Here is a 17,369-nt window from a genome sequence, read left to right as displayed (position 1 = left end):
TTAGAAATTATTAAGAAAAAATGCGATTCGATTGGATTTAAATATAATGGACATAAAGTTCTTAATGCATGGGTGTCCGCTAAATTCGTTTTTTCTAATAAGTAATTATACTTATTCTAGTCCAATAACCATGGTTTTTATCTTTTTAATCTATAATGTTGCAAAGTAATTAAATTATTTTTCGGTAATTTTAAGTCTTTAGTTGCTTTTTTAAATACAATAGAAATTCATTTTATCTTTTGAGCTTATTGAATTTTATATACAGTTAGTTTGAAAAAAAAAAATTAGTTTTTGGAGCTTTAAAATTTAATTCCATTAATGATTCTGAGCTAATTATTAATTAATTTTTTAAGGGGAATTAAAAACAATGTAATTGTATCCTTGTTATTGAATTAGAAAGAAATAAAGTTTCAATTTGTAATTAATAAATCACAGCTGAATTATTGAAATAGTAAACAAAAAACCATTCTACCAAGAAAAAACAAACAAATGAAAACATTAGGAAAAAAAATTCGCTTATTAAGACATCAAAAAAGCTGGAGCCAAGAGGATGTTGCTAAACAATTAGAAATTTCAATCCCAGCTTTTTCGAAAATCGAAACTGGTATCACTGATATTAATTTATCAAGACTTGAGCAAATTTCTAAGTTGTTCGAAATGTCTGTTGTTCAGCTTCTTACATTTAATGATCAAGAAGGTTTAGAGAGCTATAATACTGAAGTAGAAAACCTTAGTCAAAAGCTTCATGAGCGAGAGGCTGAGCTTATTGATCTTCAAAAGAAGATGATTGAGTTGTATGAAGAACTTCGTTCCTTAAAAAAGTAATAGAAATTGTTGTTTGATGGGTAAATTTATGTTTCTTAAATTAAGCATAAAATTTACCTATTAAATAAAATCATTATTAAATCACCTGAATTCTTCAGATTTGGTTTTTTTTATAGGTTTCCACTTTAGATATCGTTTTTTTGTCCAAAAAGCATCTCTGTTTTTTACTGTAATAGCTAGTTATATTATTACATGGAAATTTCTTGATAGTTCAAATCGAAAAATAGTATTTCTTTTAAATATCGTAGACTAAATTTTTTTTTAAGGATTTATTTCATCTTTCAGGGGATTATTATAAACCCTAGTTTTGACAATTGTTTTTCATTTTTTTTTATTAGCAATCTAGTATTAAAACACTCTTCTCAATGTAGCGTGCTTTTTACCGAATACTGCTCCTGTTGCTTCGTGAATTGATAACATTTTATCATTAAAATCACCTACCCAAGATAATTCTAGTTCTTCATATTGGTTTTTGGGGATTACATACTCCTTCAGTTTTATAAATAGTGCTGATTCTAATCCCAGTTTCTGATGTGCTTTTTTTGTACCCATAACAACCGCACGCATTCTTTTCACCCCTTTCCAACGGTAGTACAAAAATTTTAATTTCTCTATAATTCCGAGTTTTCCATTAAAACTTTTAATCATTTGGTTGGCATCTGGAATCATTACTATTACTGAGGCTGGTTCTCCATTAATATAGGCGAACCAAATAAGCTTCTCATCCATGACAGTTTTCATCTTGTTAAAACTTTCAAGAATGCCCTTTGTTTCTAAAGGAACAAAATTTTCGAAATTCTGCCAAGCATCATTGTAAATCTCTGCAAAATCTCTTGCGTAGGCCTCAAGCTTGTTCACTTCTAAATGTTTAAAAGTATATCCAGGTTTGTTGGCAACCCATTGTGCAATTTTAGTAAAACGTTCTGGGAATGGTTTTTTTATTTCAAGATGATTGGTAATCTGTTCATACAAAACTTTAAAACCGTAATCAGCAAATAGTTTTTGGTAGTAGGAGTGATGATAGTTCATCCCATATGAAGGTGTAGTGAATCCTTCAATTAATAATCCCCAAAAGCTGTCATTCTCTCCAAAATTAATTGGGCCATCCATTGCTTTCATTCCTCTTTCAGAAAGCCAGTTTTTAGCGGCTTCAAAAAGCAAATTAGCAGCTTCTTTATCGTTAATGCATTCAAAAAAGCCTATTCCTCCGGTTGCTTGTGCTGATTGATAAGCCTTATTTTCATTAATAAATGCTGCAATACGGCCGATAAGTTTTCCGTCGATTGATTTTAAAACCCATCTTGTACAGCTTCCATGTGAATGAAAATTATTTTTTTTTGGGTCAAATACAGCCTGAATATCTTTATCTAGTGGACAAACCCAAAACGGATCATTTTTATAAAGTTCACGTGCAACATTTAGTAATTCGGCCGATAGAGTGGAATTATCAACTTCTTTTAAAATCATTTTGTTATGGAATTAATTAAAAAAAGCATCCAGAAAACTGAATGCCTAATAGTTAAAGAGGTCTTTTTATTTAAAAGTCGTCGTCCTCATCATCAAAATTGTCGAAATCCTGTATGTCATCATCTAATGGGATGTCAAATTCATCATCCTCATCAAGAGTAGGTCGATTTAATTCTTTAGGATCTGTCAATTTGTTTTGCTCCTTCACTGGACCTTTCCCTGCTTTTTTAATTGGCCCTTCACTTTTTGTTGTTTTTTTTGGCGACTTCATCTTTGGAAATTTACACTTTATTCTCGATTTATTATTGATATAAAATTAAGAAGTTTTTGAATTTCAAAGCTGTTTTTTTTAAATTTTTATTTGAAATGGAATTTTCATTCTGTTTGTTCTCCAATTGTATTTGTTTCAGATTTTAAATCATTAATTTGTGGAAGGTCTTTTGTTGAATTTATCCCAAAATAATCCATAAAGATATTACTAGTGCTGTATAAAAGTGGTTTACCTACAGTATCTGCTTTTCCAGTTATGCTAATTAATTCTTTTTCGAGTAGTTTCTGGACTGTATAATCACAATTTACTCCTCTAATTTGTTCGAGCTCAAGCTTAGTAATAGGTTGCTTATAGGCAATGATTGATAGAGTTTCGAGTGCTGCCTGACTTAGTTTTTTCCTAGATCTTTGTATTTGTAAGTGGTTAATTACTAGGTGGTAATTTTTCTTGGTCAGAAATTGATAACCACTATTTAAGTGAACCAATTCTATAGCAAGATCTAATTCTTTATACTTAAAACCTATGCCTTCAATTTGTTCTCTAATTTCTTCAATTTTTAATGGCTCATCCATTATTTCGGATAAAACCTGAAAAATTTCCTCTTCAGTAATGCTTTTATCTGATGCGAAAATTAATGCTTCAATAAAATTCTGGATCTTGTCAAAATGCATAGACAAACATAACACAATGATTATTATTCAAAAAGATGTTTTTTAAAAATAAATTACATCAGATAATTTTTTTATGTTCCAATATAATACTTTATCATTTTTCCCGTTAAATGTACTAATCTGTAAGAATTATTATTTGAGATTTCATTAGATCTCGATGTTATACATGGATTTGGAAATTTTTTGGTTTAGTTTTGGTTTATAAAAGAGGGAGCAAATTGCTCCCTCTTTTATATAGGTATTATAATTAGAATTTCTGTTCCTGAATTGCCAGTTTGGATTTTAGAAATACTGATCTTTTTCCCACTAAGCTTATTCAAAAGTTTTACTCTTTCCTGAATTAACTCCAAACCTCTACTAATATGACTGCTTGATTTGTTAATTTTGGAATTTGAAATTCCAATTCCATCATCTATTATTTTAATCTGAAGTTCATCGTTCTGAAGCGTAAAATCGAGTTTTACCAATCCTTTATTGTCTTTTGGGATGATGCCATGCCAAATCGCATTCTCTATAAATGGTTGAATTAGCATTGGGGGTAAAGTGATTTCTTCTGGATCGATATTGTCACGAACATTAATCTCGTAATCCATTTTTTCATAAAACCTGATTTTCTCAAGTGCAAGATACAGTGAGAGGTATTCAATTTCTTCAGCGAGTGTAATGGAGCTTTTTAAACAGATTTCAAGGTGTTTGCGCATCAATCTTGCAAAGATGGTGAGTATTTTATTGGCTTCTTTAGAATCCTCTTGATTAATGAAATATTGGATAGTACTTAGAATATTAAAGATAAAATGAGGGTTCATCATTCCTTGAAGTGTTTTTTGTTCAAGTAGAGTAATCCTATTTTCTAATTGGATGTCTTTTCTTCTTCTAATTTTTTGGAACACGAAATAAGTACCAAGTCCAATTAAAATGGAAACTAATACCAGCAGAAAAATAATTGTGAGCGTCCACCAATAAAATGTTTCTTTGTATTTTGATTCCTCTATTACCAATTCATTTTCTTGGATTTTTAATTGTTGAAGACGGTTTCGCTTGGTCTTTCCAATATTTTCACTTTGATTCTTTGATGAGAGTAAGCTATCATATTTATGGATTTGAATTAAGTATTTTAAAGCTTTTTCATAATTCATTCTTTTAAATTCAAGCTGATATGCAGCATGAAGCAAATCATATTCAAAGCGCTTATTTTCATTTATATTTGAATATTTTAATCCTGCATTTATATTTTTTTCAGTTGCTTTAAATTTACCTTGTTCATAATTTATCTTAGCAAGGCATGTGTAAGAGTCTATGAGTGTTGGATATAATTTCCTTTTTAAAGAACCATCAATAGCCTTTTTAATTCGTAATTCTGCCTCTTTATAGTTTTTTAGTTGATAATAAACAGTCCCAGTAAAAAGACAATTTATAATCATGTTCATTGTATCTCTTTTTGCTTCAAATATTGTATTGCTACGGTTGTAATTGAAAAGCGCTTCTTTAAATCTAGACTTGGCTTGATAAATTGATGCAATGCTAAAATATAAACCTGCATTTAATTCTTCGTCTCCCAACTTGCTTGAGATTTCTAATGATTTTTTAAAGTATTCTAATGATTTACTATAGTCATGAGCTCCATAAAGTTTTCCGATATTGTTGTAAACCCATGCCTGTTTTTTTAAGTCATTAATTATGGTGAAATCGTTTAATGCTAGTAGGTAGTTTTTGATTGCCTTTTCATTATCATTTAAATAAAAACTTCCTATTCCTTTTAGTCTATGCGCCTCTCCAATACCTTGAGTATAATTTAATGAGCTTGCTAATTTTAACGCACTATCTGCTAGGATAATGGTTTTTGATGGATCAATGAGCCTTAAATCAAAAGCAGTATTATTTAGGTTATTAATGTTTAGCGTATCTTTTCTATTAATACCTGCTGAAGATTCGCAAAATATTTTCTTAATAGAGATAGTAAATGGGCTTTCAAGCCTGAAAGAATAGAATAAAAAAAAGAAAGTTGCCAATAAGATGGTTATCAAATAGGCAGAAATAAATACTTTATTTTTCAATTCAATCAGATTTTAATTTACTTAGATTAAAAATAAAAAAATTCATAATTGTTCCTTTTTAGATGTAATAAAGGCGGTGAAGCGCCCCAAACGCTCCAGCCGCCTTTTTTAATATCAACGTTAAAATTGCCTTGTGATAAATAATTGCATCGTTCAAGATTTTAATATTAAATATATTTGATGAATATGATTCTATTTAAATTCACTCTAAAAAATTAATGAGTATGTGGTGCATTTTAATTAGTAAACGGCAATTATTATAAAAAACCAAATTATGTTTATCGCCTAAAATAATGTCTTACTGTATCCAAGAATTCAGAGGAACGTCGTCTTGAGACTACGTGCTCAGAATTGTCTGATAATTTAACAATCAAGCCATTTTTGTTGGTATAATCACTCAGGTGCTTTAAATTAATTATGGTTGATTTATGAATCCTGCTAAATCCGGATTTTTCAAGAAGTTCTTGATACTCCTTCAAGTGTCTAGATACCATGATACTTTCCTTGTTTACAAGGTAAAAAACGGAGTAATTGCTATCTGCCAAAACATAAACAATCTGATTTACATTTAGTATTTGGAATCCATTTGAGTTTGGGAGATTGATTTTATTTATTTTTTTGAGATCATCCAAGTTCTCCTCAAGGTTTTGCAATTGGGTATTCTTATTTTCGTTGTTTGTTTGATTGTTTATAATTAGTTCTCTTAAATAAACTGCCTTATTTACTGACTGCTTTAATTCCTCGATATCGATAGGCTTTAAAATATAATCAATAGCATTTGCTTTCATAGCCTTTAAGCTGTATTGATCATAAGCTGTTGTAAAAATAACCGATGAATTTGTCTTTTGAAGATCAGGTAGTAAATTGAAACCATCTTCAATTGGCATGGCAATGTCGAGGAAAACCAAATCAATATTACCAGTTACAAGCATTTTTTTTGCTTCGGCAACTGATTTGGCGATGCCTTTAATTTTTACATTTGGGCAATGTGCATCCAATAGGAAGTACAATGATTTGCGAGAATATTCTTCATCGTCAACGATAAGCGCATTTATTGTCATATTTCATAAATTACGTACACTACCTAAAGTATTGGTAATAAACTCAATAATACAATAAAAATTAGTAAACGGTATGTTTTTTTGAGTATTAGTACTCAATTACTTGTTGCTCGGTCATTTCAGGTAGCTCTCTGAACTCATATTGCTGGGTTCTTAGTTGTGCTTCAAAACCTGCTTCTTTAATCGAATCTTGTATTCCTTGCGAAGTAAATCGATGTGGAGCGCCCGCTGCAGATACCACATTCTCCTCAATCATTATGGATCCAAAGTCATTAGCGCCAGCATGCAAGCATATCTGCGCAACTTGTTTACCCACTGTTAACCAAGAGGCCTGAATATTTTTCACATTAGGAAGCATGATACGACTTAATGCAATCATTCTGATATATTCGTCTGCACTAACCTGATTAGTTATTCCTCTAACTTTCTTTAAAAGAGTACCATCATCCTGAAAAGGCCATGGAATAAAGGCGATAAATCCTTTGGAATTTACTGGTTTTTCAGACTGAACTTCACGCAGCCATACTAAATGCTCAAAACGTTCCTCCAGTGTTTCTATATGTCCGAACATCATAGTTGCAGATGTGGTTAAGCCCAATTGATGGGCAGCACGCATTACATCCAGCCATTCTTGGCCTCCGCATTTGCCTTTTGAAATTAATCTTCTTACTCTGTCATTTAGTATTTCAGCACCTGCTCCAGGAAGAGAATCTAAACCTGCCTCCATTAAAGCTTTTAAAACTTCTGTGTGGCTTAGTCCCTCAAGTTTGGCAATGTGGGCAATTTCCGGCGGACCTAAAGAGTGTAATTTGAGGCTAGGGTATAATTCTTTGAGTTGTTTAAATAAATCGACATAAAATTGTAAACCAAGGTCTGGATGATGCCCACCCTGTAATAAAAGCTGATCTCCACCAAAACGAAAAGTTTCTTCAATTTTAACCTTATAGGTCTCAATATCGGTAATATAGCTTTCATCGTGACCGGGTCTTCTGAAGAAATTGCAGAATTTGCAATTGGCAATACAAACATTGGTTGTATTTACATTTCGGTCGATAATCCAGGTGACTTTATTATGCGGTACTTGCTTTTTTCGAAGCTCATTTGCCGTGTACATCAAATCTGATGTGCTTGCATTTTTAAAAAGAAACAATCCCTCGTCAGCAGTGAGGAATTCAAAGTTTAGTGCCCGAATTAGCAGTTCAGAAGTATTCATAGGCAAATATAAGATAGATTTTATAAAGGTATGAAATAGTCAATTGGCAAATGATAGAATATGACAATCAGTAAATTATTTTAATTTTGATAATCTTCAGCTAAGCTATTGGCTATTAATTGGGCATGATAATCAGTCAAAATCTCTAAAAATTCCGTAAATTTGCTATTCTAATTTGTATCTAATTTATGGTTTCTTTCGAACGTTTTACCCTTTTAAATGGTCTTAAAGTACTGGTTCATGAAGATCCAACTACTCCCATGGCGGTTGTTAATATTTTGTATGATGTAGGTGCACGCGACGAGCATCCGGATCAAACTGGTTTTGCCCACCTATTTGAGCATTTAATGTTTGGTGGCTCAGTCAATATTCCTTCTTATGATGAGCCTTTACAACGTGTTGGCGGCGAAAACAATGCCTTCACAAGTAATGATATTACCAATTACTATATCACGCTTCCTTCGGTAAATCTAGAAACTGCTTTTTGGTTGGAAAGTGATAGGATGTTGAGCCTCGCATTTTCTGAAAAAAGTTTGGAAGTGCAAAGAAATGTTGTTTGCGAAGAGTTTAAACAACGCTACCTCAATCAGCCTTATGGAGATGTTTGGCTTAAGTTGAGACCAATGGCTTATAAGGAACACCCTTATCAATGGGCAACCATTGGAAAGTCGCTTGACCACATAGAAAACGCCAATATTGATGATGTAAAAGCATTTTTTAGTCGCCACTATAATCCTTCAAACGCCATAATGGTTGTTGGCGGTGATGTGAAAGTGGAAGAGGTAAAGCGTTTAGCGGAGAAGTGGTTCGGAAATATTCCATCTGGAGAGAAATTACCAAGATTATTACCTGTAGAAGACGATCAAACAGAGGAGCGTAAGGAAACTGTTCATGCTAATGTGCCTTTAAATGCTATTTATAAGGTTTTTCATATGCCAGCAAGAACTGAAGCAGGTTATTATGCTGCAGACTTGGTTTCTGATATCTTATCAAGAGGAAACTCTTCAAGATTATTCCGTAACTTACTGAAAGATAGGAAGTTATTTAGCGATATTAATGCCTATTTAACTGGTAGTCTGGATGCAGGTTTATTTGTTGTTGAGGGTAAACCTTTACCTGGCGTTTCAATGGAGCTTGCAGAGGCTGCAATCTGGGAAGAATTAAACCGGATTAGTACCGAATTGGTTCCGGAAGCTGAACTTACAAAAGTCAAAAACAAAATGGAATCCACCATGGAATTCTCTGAAATGAGTTTATTAGACAAGGCCATGAATCTTGCTTATTTTGAATTACTTGGAGATGCAAATGAACTGAATGTGGAAACACAAAAGTATCTGAATGTTAGTGCTGAGGATATTCGAGATCAGGCAAAACATATCTTCCGAAAAGAAAATTCATCAACTTTATACTATTTAGCGAATTAAAATGATAGAAAGAGCAATTGCACCGGCATTTCGGGAGGTTGAAAATATAGATTTAATTAGAGCCAAGCCTATTATTTTAGCAAACGGCCTAAAAGTATTCAGTATTGATGGGGGAGAACAGGATCTTGTTCGTATCGAATTTATTTTTTCAAATATAAATTATGATTCCGAAAAGCCCTTGCAAACATTCGCAACTAATACGATGCTGAATGATGGGACTTCAGAGCTAAGTTCAACTGAAATAGCGGATAAAATTGATTATTATGGTGCATTTCTTCAAACGGAATATGCTAATGATCATTCTACAGTAACGCTTTTTACCCTAAACAAGCATTTGGCAAATACCTTACCTATCGTGAAGGCAATTATTTCTGATTCTAATTTCCCACAGGTTGAATTAGATACTTTGATAAGAAATCAGAAACAAAAGTTGAGTGTGAGCCTCGAAAAGAATGACTTTTTGAGTCGTAAAACCTTTAGTAAGGTCTTATTTGGAGATACACTTTATGGCTATGATGTTTCAGCTAGTGACTATGATCAATTGGATAGGGAGCAATTACTGAGCTATTTTAAACAGGCCTATCAAGCCCGGAATTGCACTGTAATAGTCTCAGGGAAGGTGAAAGAAAATACAATTTCGCTGATCGACAACTATTTTGGTAAAGATTGGGATAGTGCATTAGATGTTCAAGAAAATAAATTCAATTTTGAAGTGGGAGCAGGTGCCATGCATTATCTTGAACGGGAGGATGCTTTGCAATCGGCGATACGTATCGGACAAATTTCAATTAACAGAATACATCCGGATTTTCCTGCTTTACAGGTTGTTAATACTATTTTGGGAGGGTATTTTGGTTCCAGATTGATGGCTAATATTCGCGAGGATAAAGGTTTTACTTATGGTATTGGATCTGCATTGGTATCTTTGAAAAATACAGGTTATTTCTTTATCGCCTCTGAAGTTGGAGCTGATGTTTGTAGCGCCGCCCTTACCGAAATTGAAAAGGAAATTACGATTTTAAAAGAACAGCTTGTTACTGAAGATGAATTGTCATTAGTTAAGAATTATATGCTTGGTTCCATGTTGGGAAGCCTCGAAAACTCACTATCGCATGCCGATAAATTCAAAAATATTTACTTTTCTGGACTCGATTACGATTATTATTCAAGATATATTCATACCCTAAGAAATATTAACATCCAAGAAGTTCAGGCAATAGCTAATAAATACTTAAGCTTCAATTCCTTAGAAAAGGTAATTGTAGGTAAAAAATAGTTCGAAATGTCTGGTTTGCTTCCTTTTATTAAGGCATTCAAATCAGACATTTTGTATAGGCTTTTCTAAGACGATTTCGCATTTTCATTATTTTTGTCTATTTTTGTCTGGCAAATAATAACCCTCAATTATTTGCTATGCACTTAGATCCAGAAAAATTCGTTTCCGAAGGACTTACCTACGACGACGTCCTATTAATTCCAGCTTATTCAGAAGTTTTACCACGTGATGTAGATACTAGTACGTATTTTACGCGCAAAATAAAATTGAACGTTCCAATTGTTTCGGCAGCAATGGATACTGTTACGGAGTCGGGTCTTGCCATTGCTATTGCACAGGCCGGAGGAATAGGTATGCTTCATAAAAACATGAGCATTGCTCAGCAGGCAGATGAGGTACGAAAAGTTAAGCGCTCAGAGAGTGGGATTATTCAAGATCCAGTTACGCTGGATGAAGATGCACTAGTTTCGGATGCGTTTTTAATCATGAAGGATTATAAGATTGGTGGCATTCCGGTAATTTCTACGGATCGAAAATTGGTAGGAATTATTACAAACCGCGACCTTCGCTTTCAGAAAGACATGAAACGTCCTGTTCGGGATGTGATGACCAAGGAAAACTTAATTACCGCTCCGTCAGGTACCACATTGAAGCAGGCAGAAGAAATTCTTCAAGATTATAAAATTGAGAAACTTCCCGTTGTTGATAAGAATGGGTTTTTAACTGGATTGATTACGTTCAAAGACATACAGAAATTCAAAAATTTTCCAAATGCATGTAAAGATGAACATGGCCGCCTAAGGGTAGGCGCTGCAGTAGGCGTAACAGCCGATACAATTGAGCGTGTTGATGCACTAGTTAAGGCTGGTGTAGATGTGATAACCATTGATACGGCTCACGGTCATTCAAAGGGTGTAATTCTAAAATTAAAAGAAGTTAAAGCGAAATATCCTGATCTTCAGGTGGTTGTTGGCAACATTGCTACAGGTGAGGCAGCAATTGCGCTTGCAGATGCGGGCGCAGATGCGGTTAAGGTGGGTATCGGACCAGGTTCAATTTGTACAACTCGAATTATTGCAGGTGTTGGTGTTCCGCAATTATATGCTGTTTATGAGTGCGCTAAGGCACTTAAAGGTCGCGGTGTGCCAGTTATCGCTGATGGTGGTATCAAGCAGACTGGTGATATCGCTAAGGCAATTGCGGCAGGTGCAAGTACCATTATGGCAGGTTCTCTATTTGCTGGAGTGGAAGAATCACCGGGTGAGACTATTATTTATGAAAGCAGAAAGTTTAAATCTTATCGCGGAATGGGCTCAATTGAGGCTATGGAGCAGGGATCGAAAGATCGTTATTTCCAAGATGTGGAAGATGATATAAAGAAATTAGTCCCAGAAGGTATCGTTGGCCGAGTACCATTTAAAGGAACACTAGCGGAAGTGATGTATCAATTAATTGGCGGGTTGAGAGCAAGTATGGGCTATTGTGGTTCAGCAACAATTAGCGACCTTCAAGATGCTAGATTTGTAAAAATTACTGCAGCAGGAATGCGCGAAAGTCACCCGCATGATATTACGATAACTAAGGAAGCACCGAATTATAGTAGGTAGTTAGTAGGAATCAGTTTTCGGTTGTCGGTTGGCCGTTGTCAGGCTGGGCGGATATTTACTTTCCTGATTAGAGTTGTTAGGTGGCTGAGGTTTTCTCGAAGCCAGGCTATGGAGATGTGAGCTAGTAATTTGCTGGTTAGTAGGAATCAGTTGTCGGTTGTCCGTTGTCGGGCTGGGCGGATATTCACTTTCCTGATTAGAGTTGTTAGGTGGCTGAGGTTTTCTCGAAGCCAGGCTATGGAGATGTGAGCTAGTAATTTGCTGGTTAGTAGGAATCAGTTGTCGGTTGGCCGTTGTCAGGCTGGGCGGATATTCACTTTCCTGATTAGAGTTGTTAGGTGGCTGAGGTTTTCTCGAAGCCAGGCTATGGAGATGTGAGCTAGTAATTTGCCTGATGATAAAACTACCCATTACACTTCCCTTTTATCAATTTTACCCTGTCCAAACTGATCTAAAACAAATCCCAGATGTCGCTTGCCATACCTCATACCTCATACCTCCGACACCCCTCTCGCCATTATTTTCCACTTTCCAACCTGCCATTTTCCATCTTAATATGTAGCTTTGGTTTTTATTTAAAAACATTATTCATAATATCTCATAAAAAATGAAATCAATTTCTGTATTCTGCGGCGCAAACTTTAGTGGTGATCCTTTGTTACTTAAGGCAATACATGATTTGGCGGATGTATTTGCTGAAAAGGAAATAACTTTAGTTTTTGGTGGTGGTAGAGTAGGGGTAATGGGATTGATTGCTGATGCAGTTTTAGAGCGTGGAGGGAAGGCAATTGGAGTAATTCCTCAGTTTTTAATGGACAAGGAGGTTGGGCATACAGGATTGACAGAATTGATCATAACAGAGAATATGCATCAAAGAAAGCAGAAAATGGCCGATATTACGGATGGCATCATTACTTTGCCGGGTGGTTTTGGAACTATGGAAGAGTTTTTCGAAGTTCTTACTTGGTTACAACTCGGATTGCATAATAATCCTATCGGAATTTTAAATGTGGGAGGGTTTTATGATCCATTGCTTTTGCAAATGGATATGATGGTGGATAAGAAATTTTTAAAGCCAATTAACCGAGATTTAGTATTGTCGCATGAAAATCCTGCAAAGCTCGTTTCTTTGATGGAACAGTTTGATTCAAAGCCAGATGATGTTTGGTTTAGAGATAGAAATTTGACTTAATTAGATATTTATTTTCAACTCACTTCTAATTATTCAATTATTATTCCTGAAATCAATTAAATGGAATGATTTTTGTGGTTTAAAAATAAGCATAAAATATTGCTAAATCCTTAAAAATCAGCTAATTTTTAATAAAAAAAAATCGCGATGGTCGCGGATTTTATTTAGATTTGCGGACTTTCATAAAGAGTATTTATTCATAAATGAGACAACTCAAAATAACCCAATCGATTACCAATCGTGAATCGCAGTCATTAGACAAGTATTTACACGAAATTGGTAAGGTAGACTTAATAACAGCCGAAGAAGAAGTAATTCTAGCTCAAAAAATTAGAGAGGGCGATCAGGCAGCCTTAGAACGTTTAACAAAAACAAATTTGCGTTTTGTGGTTTCTGTTGCTAAGCAATATCAAAACCAAGGACTTACTTTGGGTGATTTGATTAATGAGGGAAACCTTGGTTTAATTAAAGCAGCAAAACGTTTTGATGAAACCAAAGGTTTCAAGTTTATTTCCTATGCTGTTTGGTGGATCCGTCAATCAATTTTACAGGCTATTGCAGAACAATCCCGTATTGTTCGTTTGCCTTTGAATCAGGTTGGTTCACTAAGTAAAATAAGTAAAGCTTTTTCTAGATTGGAGCAGGAATTTGAGCGTGAGCCCTCTCCTGAAGAATTGGCTGAGAACCTTGAAACTACAGTTGAAAAGATTTCTGATACCTTGAGTAACTCTGGTCGCCATGTTTCTATGGATGCACCATTTGTTCAAGGGGAAGAAAATACTTTGCTTGATGTTCTTGAGAACAGTGATCCTAATACAGATAGCAATCTGATTAATGAATCTTTATCTGAAGAGATTAAGCGTTCATTGTCTACACTTACTGAAAGAGAACGAGAAATTATTGTTTTATTCTTCGGACTAAGTACTAATCATCCGCTATCTCTTGAAGAGATCGGAGAAAAATTTAACCTTACCCGCGAACGTGTTCGTCAGATCAAAGACAAAGCATTACAGCGTTTACGTCATACTTCAAGAAGTAAGATTTTGAAATCTTACCTAGGATAATCAAATACTAATTTCATTAAAAAAGATTGGGCCATGGCCCAATCTTTTTTTTTATAATATCTTTTCTTTTAGGATTAGATTTTTTGGTCCTTAAAATTTTCTGTTGCCATCTTATATTTAGGTTTTTAAGCGATATTTAATAAATAAATAATTCCAATGCTCACTATCCCCATTTTTCAGGTTGATGCTTTTACAAATAAGTTATTTGGTGGTAACCCCGCAGCAATTTGCCCGCTAAAAGAATGGTTACCAACCCCTATGATGCAAAAAATAGCAGCAGAAAACAATCTGGCTGAAACTGCTTTTTTTATTCACCAGGGCCATGACTTCGAATTAAGGTGGTTTACGCCTCAGTCAGAAGTAGATCTTTGTGGACATGCCACTTTAGCGACTGCTCATGTGTTGTTTACTCAATTAAACTATAATTCTGACATTATACATTTTCATACATTGAAAGCAGGAACGCTAACAGTAAGAAAGGATAATGATCTTTACACATTAGATTTTCCCGCAAGAATCCCTTTGGCTTGTGAAGTACCCGAAGGATTGATTGAAGCTCTTGGGGGAATTCAACCTATTGAAATTCTTCGTTCCAGAGATTATTTTATTGTTTACGAAAGCGAAGAAATTATCAAATCGTTAAAGCCTAATTTTAATATACTAAAGGAAATAGATTCCTTGGGTTTTGTTGTTACTGCCCCTGGAACTAACAGCGATTTTGTATCGCGGTTTTTTGCACCGGCCGTGGGTATTGATGAAGATCCAGTTACCGGCTCTGCCCATTGTAATTTAATTCCTTATTGGGCTTCTCGTTTAGGCAAAGATAAATTACATGCTTTTCAAGTATCGGCTCGAATTGGGGAGTTATGGTGCGAAAGTAGAGGTGATCGTGTACTAATTTCGGGGAAGGCTGTGACTTACCTCAAGGGAGAAATATATATTAACGACTAAAAATAGTAAGCATGAAAATAAAGATTTAAATTTTCATTTTCATGCTTATCAATTTCATTTAAAAATTTGGTTTTAAAACATACTTATCATAAAATCTGAAGATATGTTCAGTAGCTTCCTCTGCGGTATCAACCAAACGATATAAATTAAGATCATCTTCTTTGATATTGTTCTCTACGTTAAGCATGGTATTTTTTACCCAGTCCATCAATCCCGACCAATATTCTTTACCTACAAGGACTATTGGAAAGCGTGCTACTTTTCCAGTTTGGATAAGGGTGAGCGCCTCAAATAGTTCATCCATTGTCCCAAAGCCTCCGGGGAGTACAATAAAGCCCTGCGAGTACTTCATGAACATTACCTTCCGAACAAAGAAATAGTCGAATTCTAGGATTTTATCGCGATCAATGTATTTATTATGAAATTGTTCAAATGGAAGATCGATGTTCAAACCTACCGATTTACCTCCTGCTTCAAATGCTCCTTTGTTAGCTGCCTCCATAATTCCAGGTCCGCCGCCAGAAATTACACCATAACCACGCTCTGTTAACATGCGAGAACAATCTTCAGCAATTTTATAATATTTATTTTCAGATGCTGTTCTGGCAGAACCAAAAATAGATACACAAGGGCCAATTTTAGCGAGTTTTTCAAAGCCATCGACAAATTCTGCCATGATTTTGAATATTTGCCAAGAGTCGGTTACCTTTATTTCTTGCCAATTTTTATTTTCAAACGCATTTCTTAGCTTTTCATCCATACTCATATTCTTTTGTAGCTGAATTAAAATTGTGTATTTCCAGTTTTAGGCTTGCTGATTATCATCAATCCGAAAAATGTGATTAATCCATTGACTAGAATTAGTTCATTATCAAAAACATATCCACCCATCAAAGATGCTGAATTTGCATTCAGTAAATAACAAACAGCTGGCGAAATTAGGCAGATGAATGGTACTAATTTATCTCTAACTCCTCTGCTTTTTACGAATAAACCAAATCCATAAAGCCCTAGTAAGGGTCCGTAGGTATAAGATGCAACGATGAAAATTGCGCTTACCACAGCTGCATTGTTTACTGCATTGAAGAGTACTACTACCAAAAACATGAATAATGAAAACCCAATATGAACAAGGTGTCTATTTCTAATTGACGCTTTTGAATTGATGTCTTCCTTTTTTGAGAAGCCTAGGAAATCAACACAAAATGACGTCGTTAAAGCAGTTAAGGCAGAGTCTGTTGTAGCAAAAGTTGCTGCTGTTAATCCCAACATAAATACGATTGCCGGTATTGCACTCAAGTGATTTAGGGCAATTTCAGGGAAAAGGAAGTCGGTACGTGGTTTTCCAGTAATACTATCCAAAGGGATAGCAATTCCGTACTTTGTAGCGTAAACATAAAGTAAGGCACCCACACTTAAAAAGAAAATATTGATCACCACAAATACTGCAGTGAAGGTAAACATGTTTTTTTGTGCTTCACCAATATTCTTGCAGCTCAGGTTTTTCTGCATCATATCTTGGTCTAGGCCAGTCATTGCAATGGTAACAAATATCCCACCTAACAATTGCTTACTCACGTGAAACTTGCTGGTAATAAAATCTTCATAAAAGAATACTTTTGAATATCCGCTATTCTTGATTGTTTCAAATGCTTCGAAAAGATTTAGATCTAGGCTATCGCAAATAAAATAGATGGTTAATATGACCGACAAAACCAAAAAAATCGTTTGTAGCATGTCTGTAATAATGATTGTTTTTAATCCGCCTTTATAAGTATAAGACCAAATTAAGCCGAGGGAAATTAATACAGTAGCCCAAAACGGAATACCATAGGAGTCGAAAATGAATCTCTGTAGAACGATTACAACTAAATAGAGTCTGAAAGATGAACCAATAGTTCTGCTTAAAAGAAAGATACTAGCTGCTGTTTTATAGCTGTAGGTTCCCAGGCGTTCTTCAATATAAGTATAAATTGAAGTTAGGTTCATACGATAGTAAAGGGGCAGTAGTACGGTGGCAATTAGAATAAAACCAATGGCATTACCTAAAACAAATTGAAAATACTTAAATTCATTTCCTGCGGGGTTTCCTACTTCTCCCGGCACTGATACAAAGGTTACGCCAGATAATGCGGTTCCAATCATTCCAAAAGCAACTAAATACCATTTAGAATTTTTGTTTGCTGTAAAAAAGGTGGAGTTGTCGGATGATTTTTTTGAGGTAAAGTATGAAATACCGAGTAGGATAATAAAATATCCTATTAAAAAGCTTAGTAAAATGCCAGGAGCCATA

15 protein-coding genes are annotated in these 17,369 nt (G+C 34.6%); 7 read left to right on the top strand and 8 right to left on the bottom strand.

From position 1 onward, the window contains the following. Positions 1-489: 489 nt before the first annotated feature. Entirely contained in the window at positions 490-825 is a 336-nt protein-coding gene (locus tag ACILQF_RS00725) for a helix-turn-helix domain-containing protein (RefSeq protein ID WP_395625496.1), read from the top strand. A 348-nt stretch (positions 826-1,173) separates the two neighbouring features. Here ACILQF_RS00725 and ACILQF_RS00720 read toward each other — a convergent pair whose 3' ends face one another. The 6 genes from ACILQF_RS00720 to mqnC all read right to left on the bottom strand — a co-directional run bounded on the left by ACILQF_RS00720 (position 1,174) and on the right by mqnC (position 7,562). Next, complete coding sequence (locus ACILQF_RS00720) at positions 1,174-2,292, bottom strand: GNAT family N-acetyltransferase (protein WP_395625495.1); 1,119 nt, start codon at positions 2,290-2,292, stop codon at positions 1,174-1,176. A 70-nt stretch (positions 2,293-2,362) separates the two neighbouring features. Then, positions 2,363-2,563, bottom strand: a complete 201-nt coding sequence (locus tag ACILQF_RS00715) for a hypothetical protein (RefSeq protein WP_395625494.1) — start codon at positions 2,561-2,563, stop codon at positions 2,363-2,365. A 104-nt stretch (positions 2,564-2,667) separates the two neighbouring features. Continuing rightward, positions 2,668-3,234 (bottom strand): SMC-Scp complex subunit ScpB, encoded by a 567-nt coding sequence (scpB, locus tag ACILQF_RS00710; RefSeq protein ID WP_395625493.1) that lies wholly within the window; start codon positions 3,232-3,234, stop codon positions 2,668-2,670. A gap of 230 nt (positions 3,235-3,464) precedes the next feature. Continuing rightward, positions 3,465-5,288 (bottom strand): histidine kinase, encoded by a 1,824-nt coding sequence (locus ACILQF_RS00705; protein ID WP_395625492.1) that lies wholly within the window; start codon positions 5,286-5,288, stop codon positions 3,465-3,467. Between the two features lie 278 nt (positions 5,289-5,566). Next, positions 5,567-6,349 carry a LytR/AlgR family response regulator transcription factor gene (locus tag ACILQF_RS00700; protein WP_395625491.1) on the bottom strand — a complete coding sequence of 261 codons (783 nt, stop codon included), beginning with the start codon at positions 6,347-6,349 and terminating at the stop codon, positions 5,567-5,569. A gap of 88 nt (positions 6,350-6,437) precedes the next feature. Beyond that, positions 6,438-7,562, bottom strand: a complete 1,125-nt coding sequence (gene mqnC, locus ACILQF_RS00695; protein ID WP_395625490.1) for a cyclic dehypoxanthinyl futalosine synthase — start codon at positions 7,560-7,562, stop codon at positions 6,438-6,440. A gap of 188 nt (positions 7,563-7,750) precedes the next feature. On the opposite strand from mqnC, the gene ACILQF_RS00690 reads away from it, so the two are divergent. The 6 genes from ACILQF_RS00690 (at position 7,751) to ACILQF_RS00665 (ending at position 15,076) form a co-directional block, all read left to right on the top strand. Then, the gene (locus ACILQF_RS00690) at positions 7,751-8,986 is read left to right on the top strand and encodes a M16 family metallopeptidase (RefSeq protein ID WP_395625489.1); all 1,236 of its coding nucleotides are present in this window, start codon (positions 7,751-7,753) and stop codon (positions 8,984-8,986) included. Between the two features lies 1 nt (position 8,987). After that, positions 8,988-10,262 carry a M16 family metallopeptidase gene (locus tag ACILQF_RS00685; RefSeq protein ID WP_395625488.1) on the top strand — a complete coding sequence of 425 codons (1,275 nt, stop codon included), beginning with the start codon at positions 8,988-8,990 and terminating at the stop codon, positions 10,260-10,262. A gap of 137 nt (positions 10,263-10,399) precedes the next feature. Then, positions 10,400-11,869 (top strand): IMP dehydrogenase, encoded by a 1,470-nt coding sequence (gene guaB, locus ACILQF_RS00680; RefSeq protein WP_395625487.1) that lies wholly within the window; start codon positions 10,400-10,402, stop codon positions 11,867-11,869. 607 nt (positions 11,870-12,476) lie between these two features. Beyond that, positions 12,477-13,061 (top strand): TIGR00730 family Rossman fold protein, encoded by a 585-nt coding sequence (locus tag ACILQF_RS00675; protein ID WP_395625486.1) that lies wholly within the window; start codon positions 12,477-12,479, stop codon positions 13,059-13,061. Between the two features lie 203 nt (positions 13,062-13,264). Then, on the top strand, positions 13,265-14,125 hold the full coding sequence (locus tag ACILQF_RS00670; RefSeq protein WP_305365494.1) for an RNA polymerase sigma factor RpoD/SigA: 861 nt from the start codon (positions 13,265-13,267) through the stop codon (positions 14,123-14,125). Positions 14,126-14,281: 156 nt separating this feature from the next. After that, a complete protein-coding gene (locus tag ACILQF_RS00665; protein ID WP_395625485.1) occupies positions 14,282-15,076 on the top strand; it encodes a PhzF family phenazine biosynthesis protein in 795 nt (264 codons plus the stop codon). Positions 15,077-15,134: 58 nt separating this feature from the next. On the opposite strand, the gene ACILQF_RS00660 is transcribed toward ACILQF_RS00665, so the two are convergent. Next, complete coding sequence (locus tag ACILQF_RS00660; RefSeq protein ID WP_395625484.1) at positions 15,135-15,842, bottom strand: TIGR00730 family Rossman fold protein; 708 nt, start codon at positions 15,840-15,842, stop codon at positions 15,135-15,137. Positions 15,843-15,859: 17 nt separating this feature from the next. Then, positions 15,860-17,368 carry a sodium:solute symporter gene (locus ACILQF_RS00655; RefSeq protein ID WP_395625483.1) on the bottom strand — a complete coding sequence of 503 codons (1,509 nt, stop codon included), beginning with the start codon at positions 17,366-17,368 and terminating at the stop codon, positions 15,860-15,862. Position 17,369: the final 1 nt, after the last annotated feature.

The organism is Daejeonella sp. (genome assembly GCF_044232565.1).
In the GTDB taxonomy this organism is placed as follows: domain Bacteria; phylum Bacteroidota; class Bacteroidia; order Sphingobacteriales; family Sphingobacteriaceae; genus Daejeonella.
This window is presented reverse-complemented; position numbering and strand designations above follow the sequence as displayed.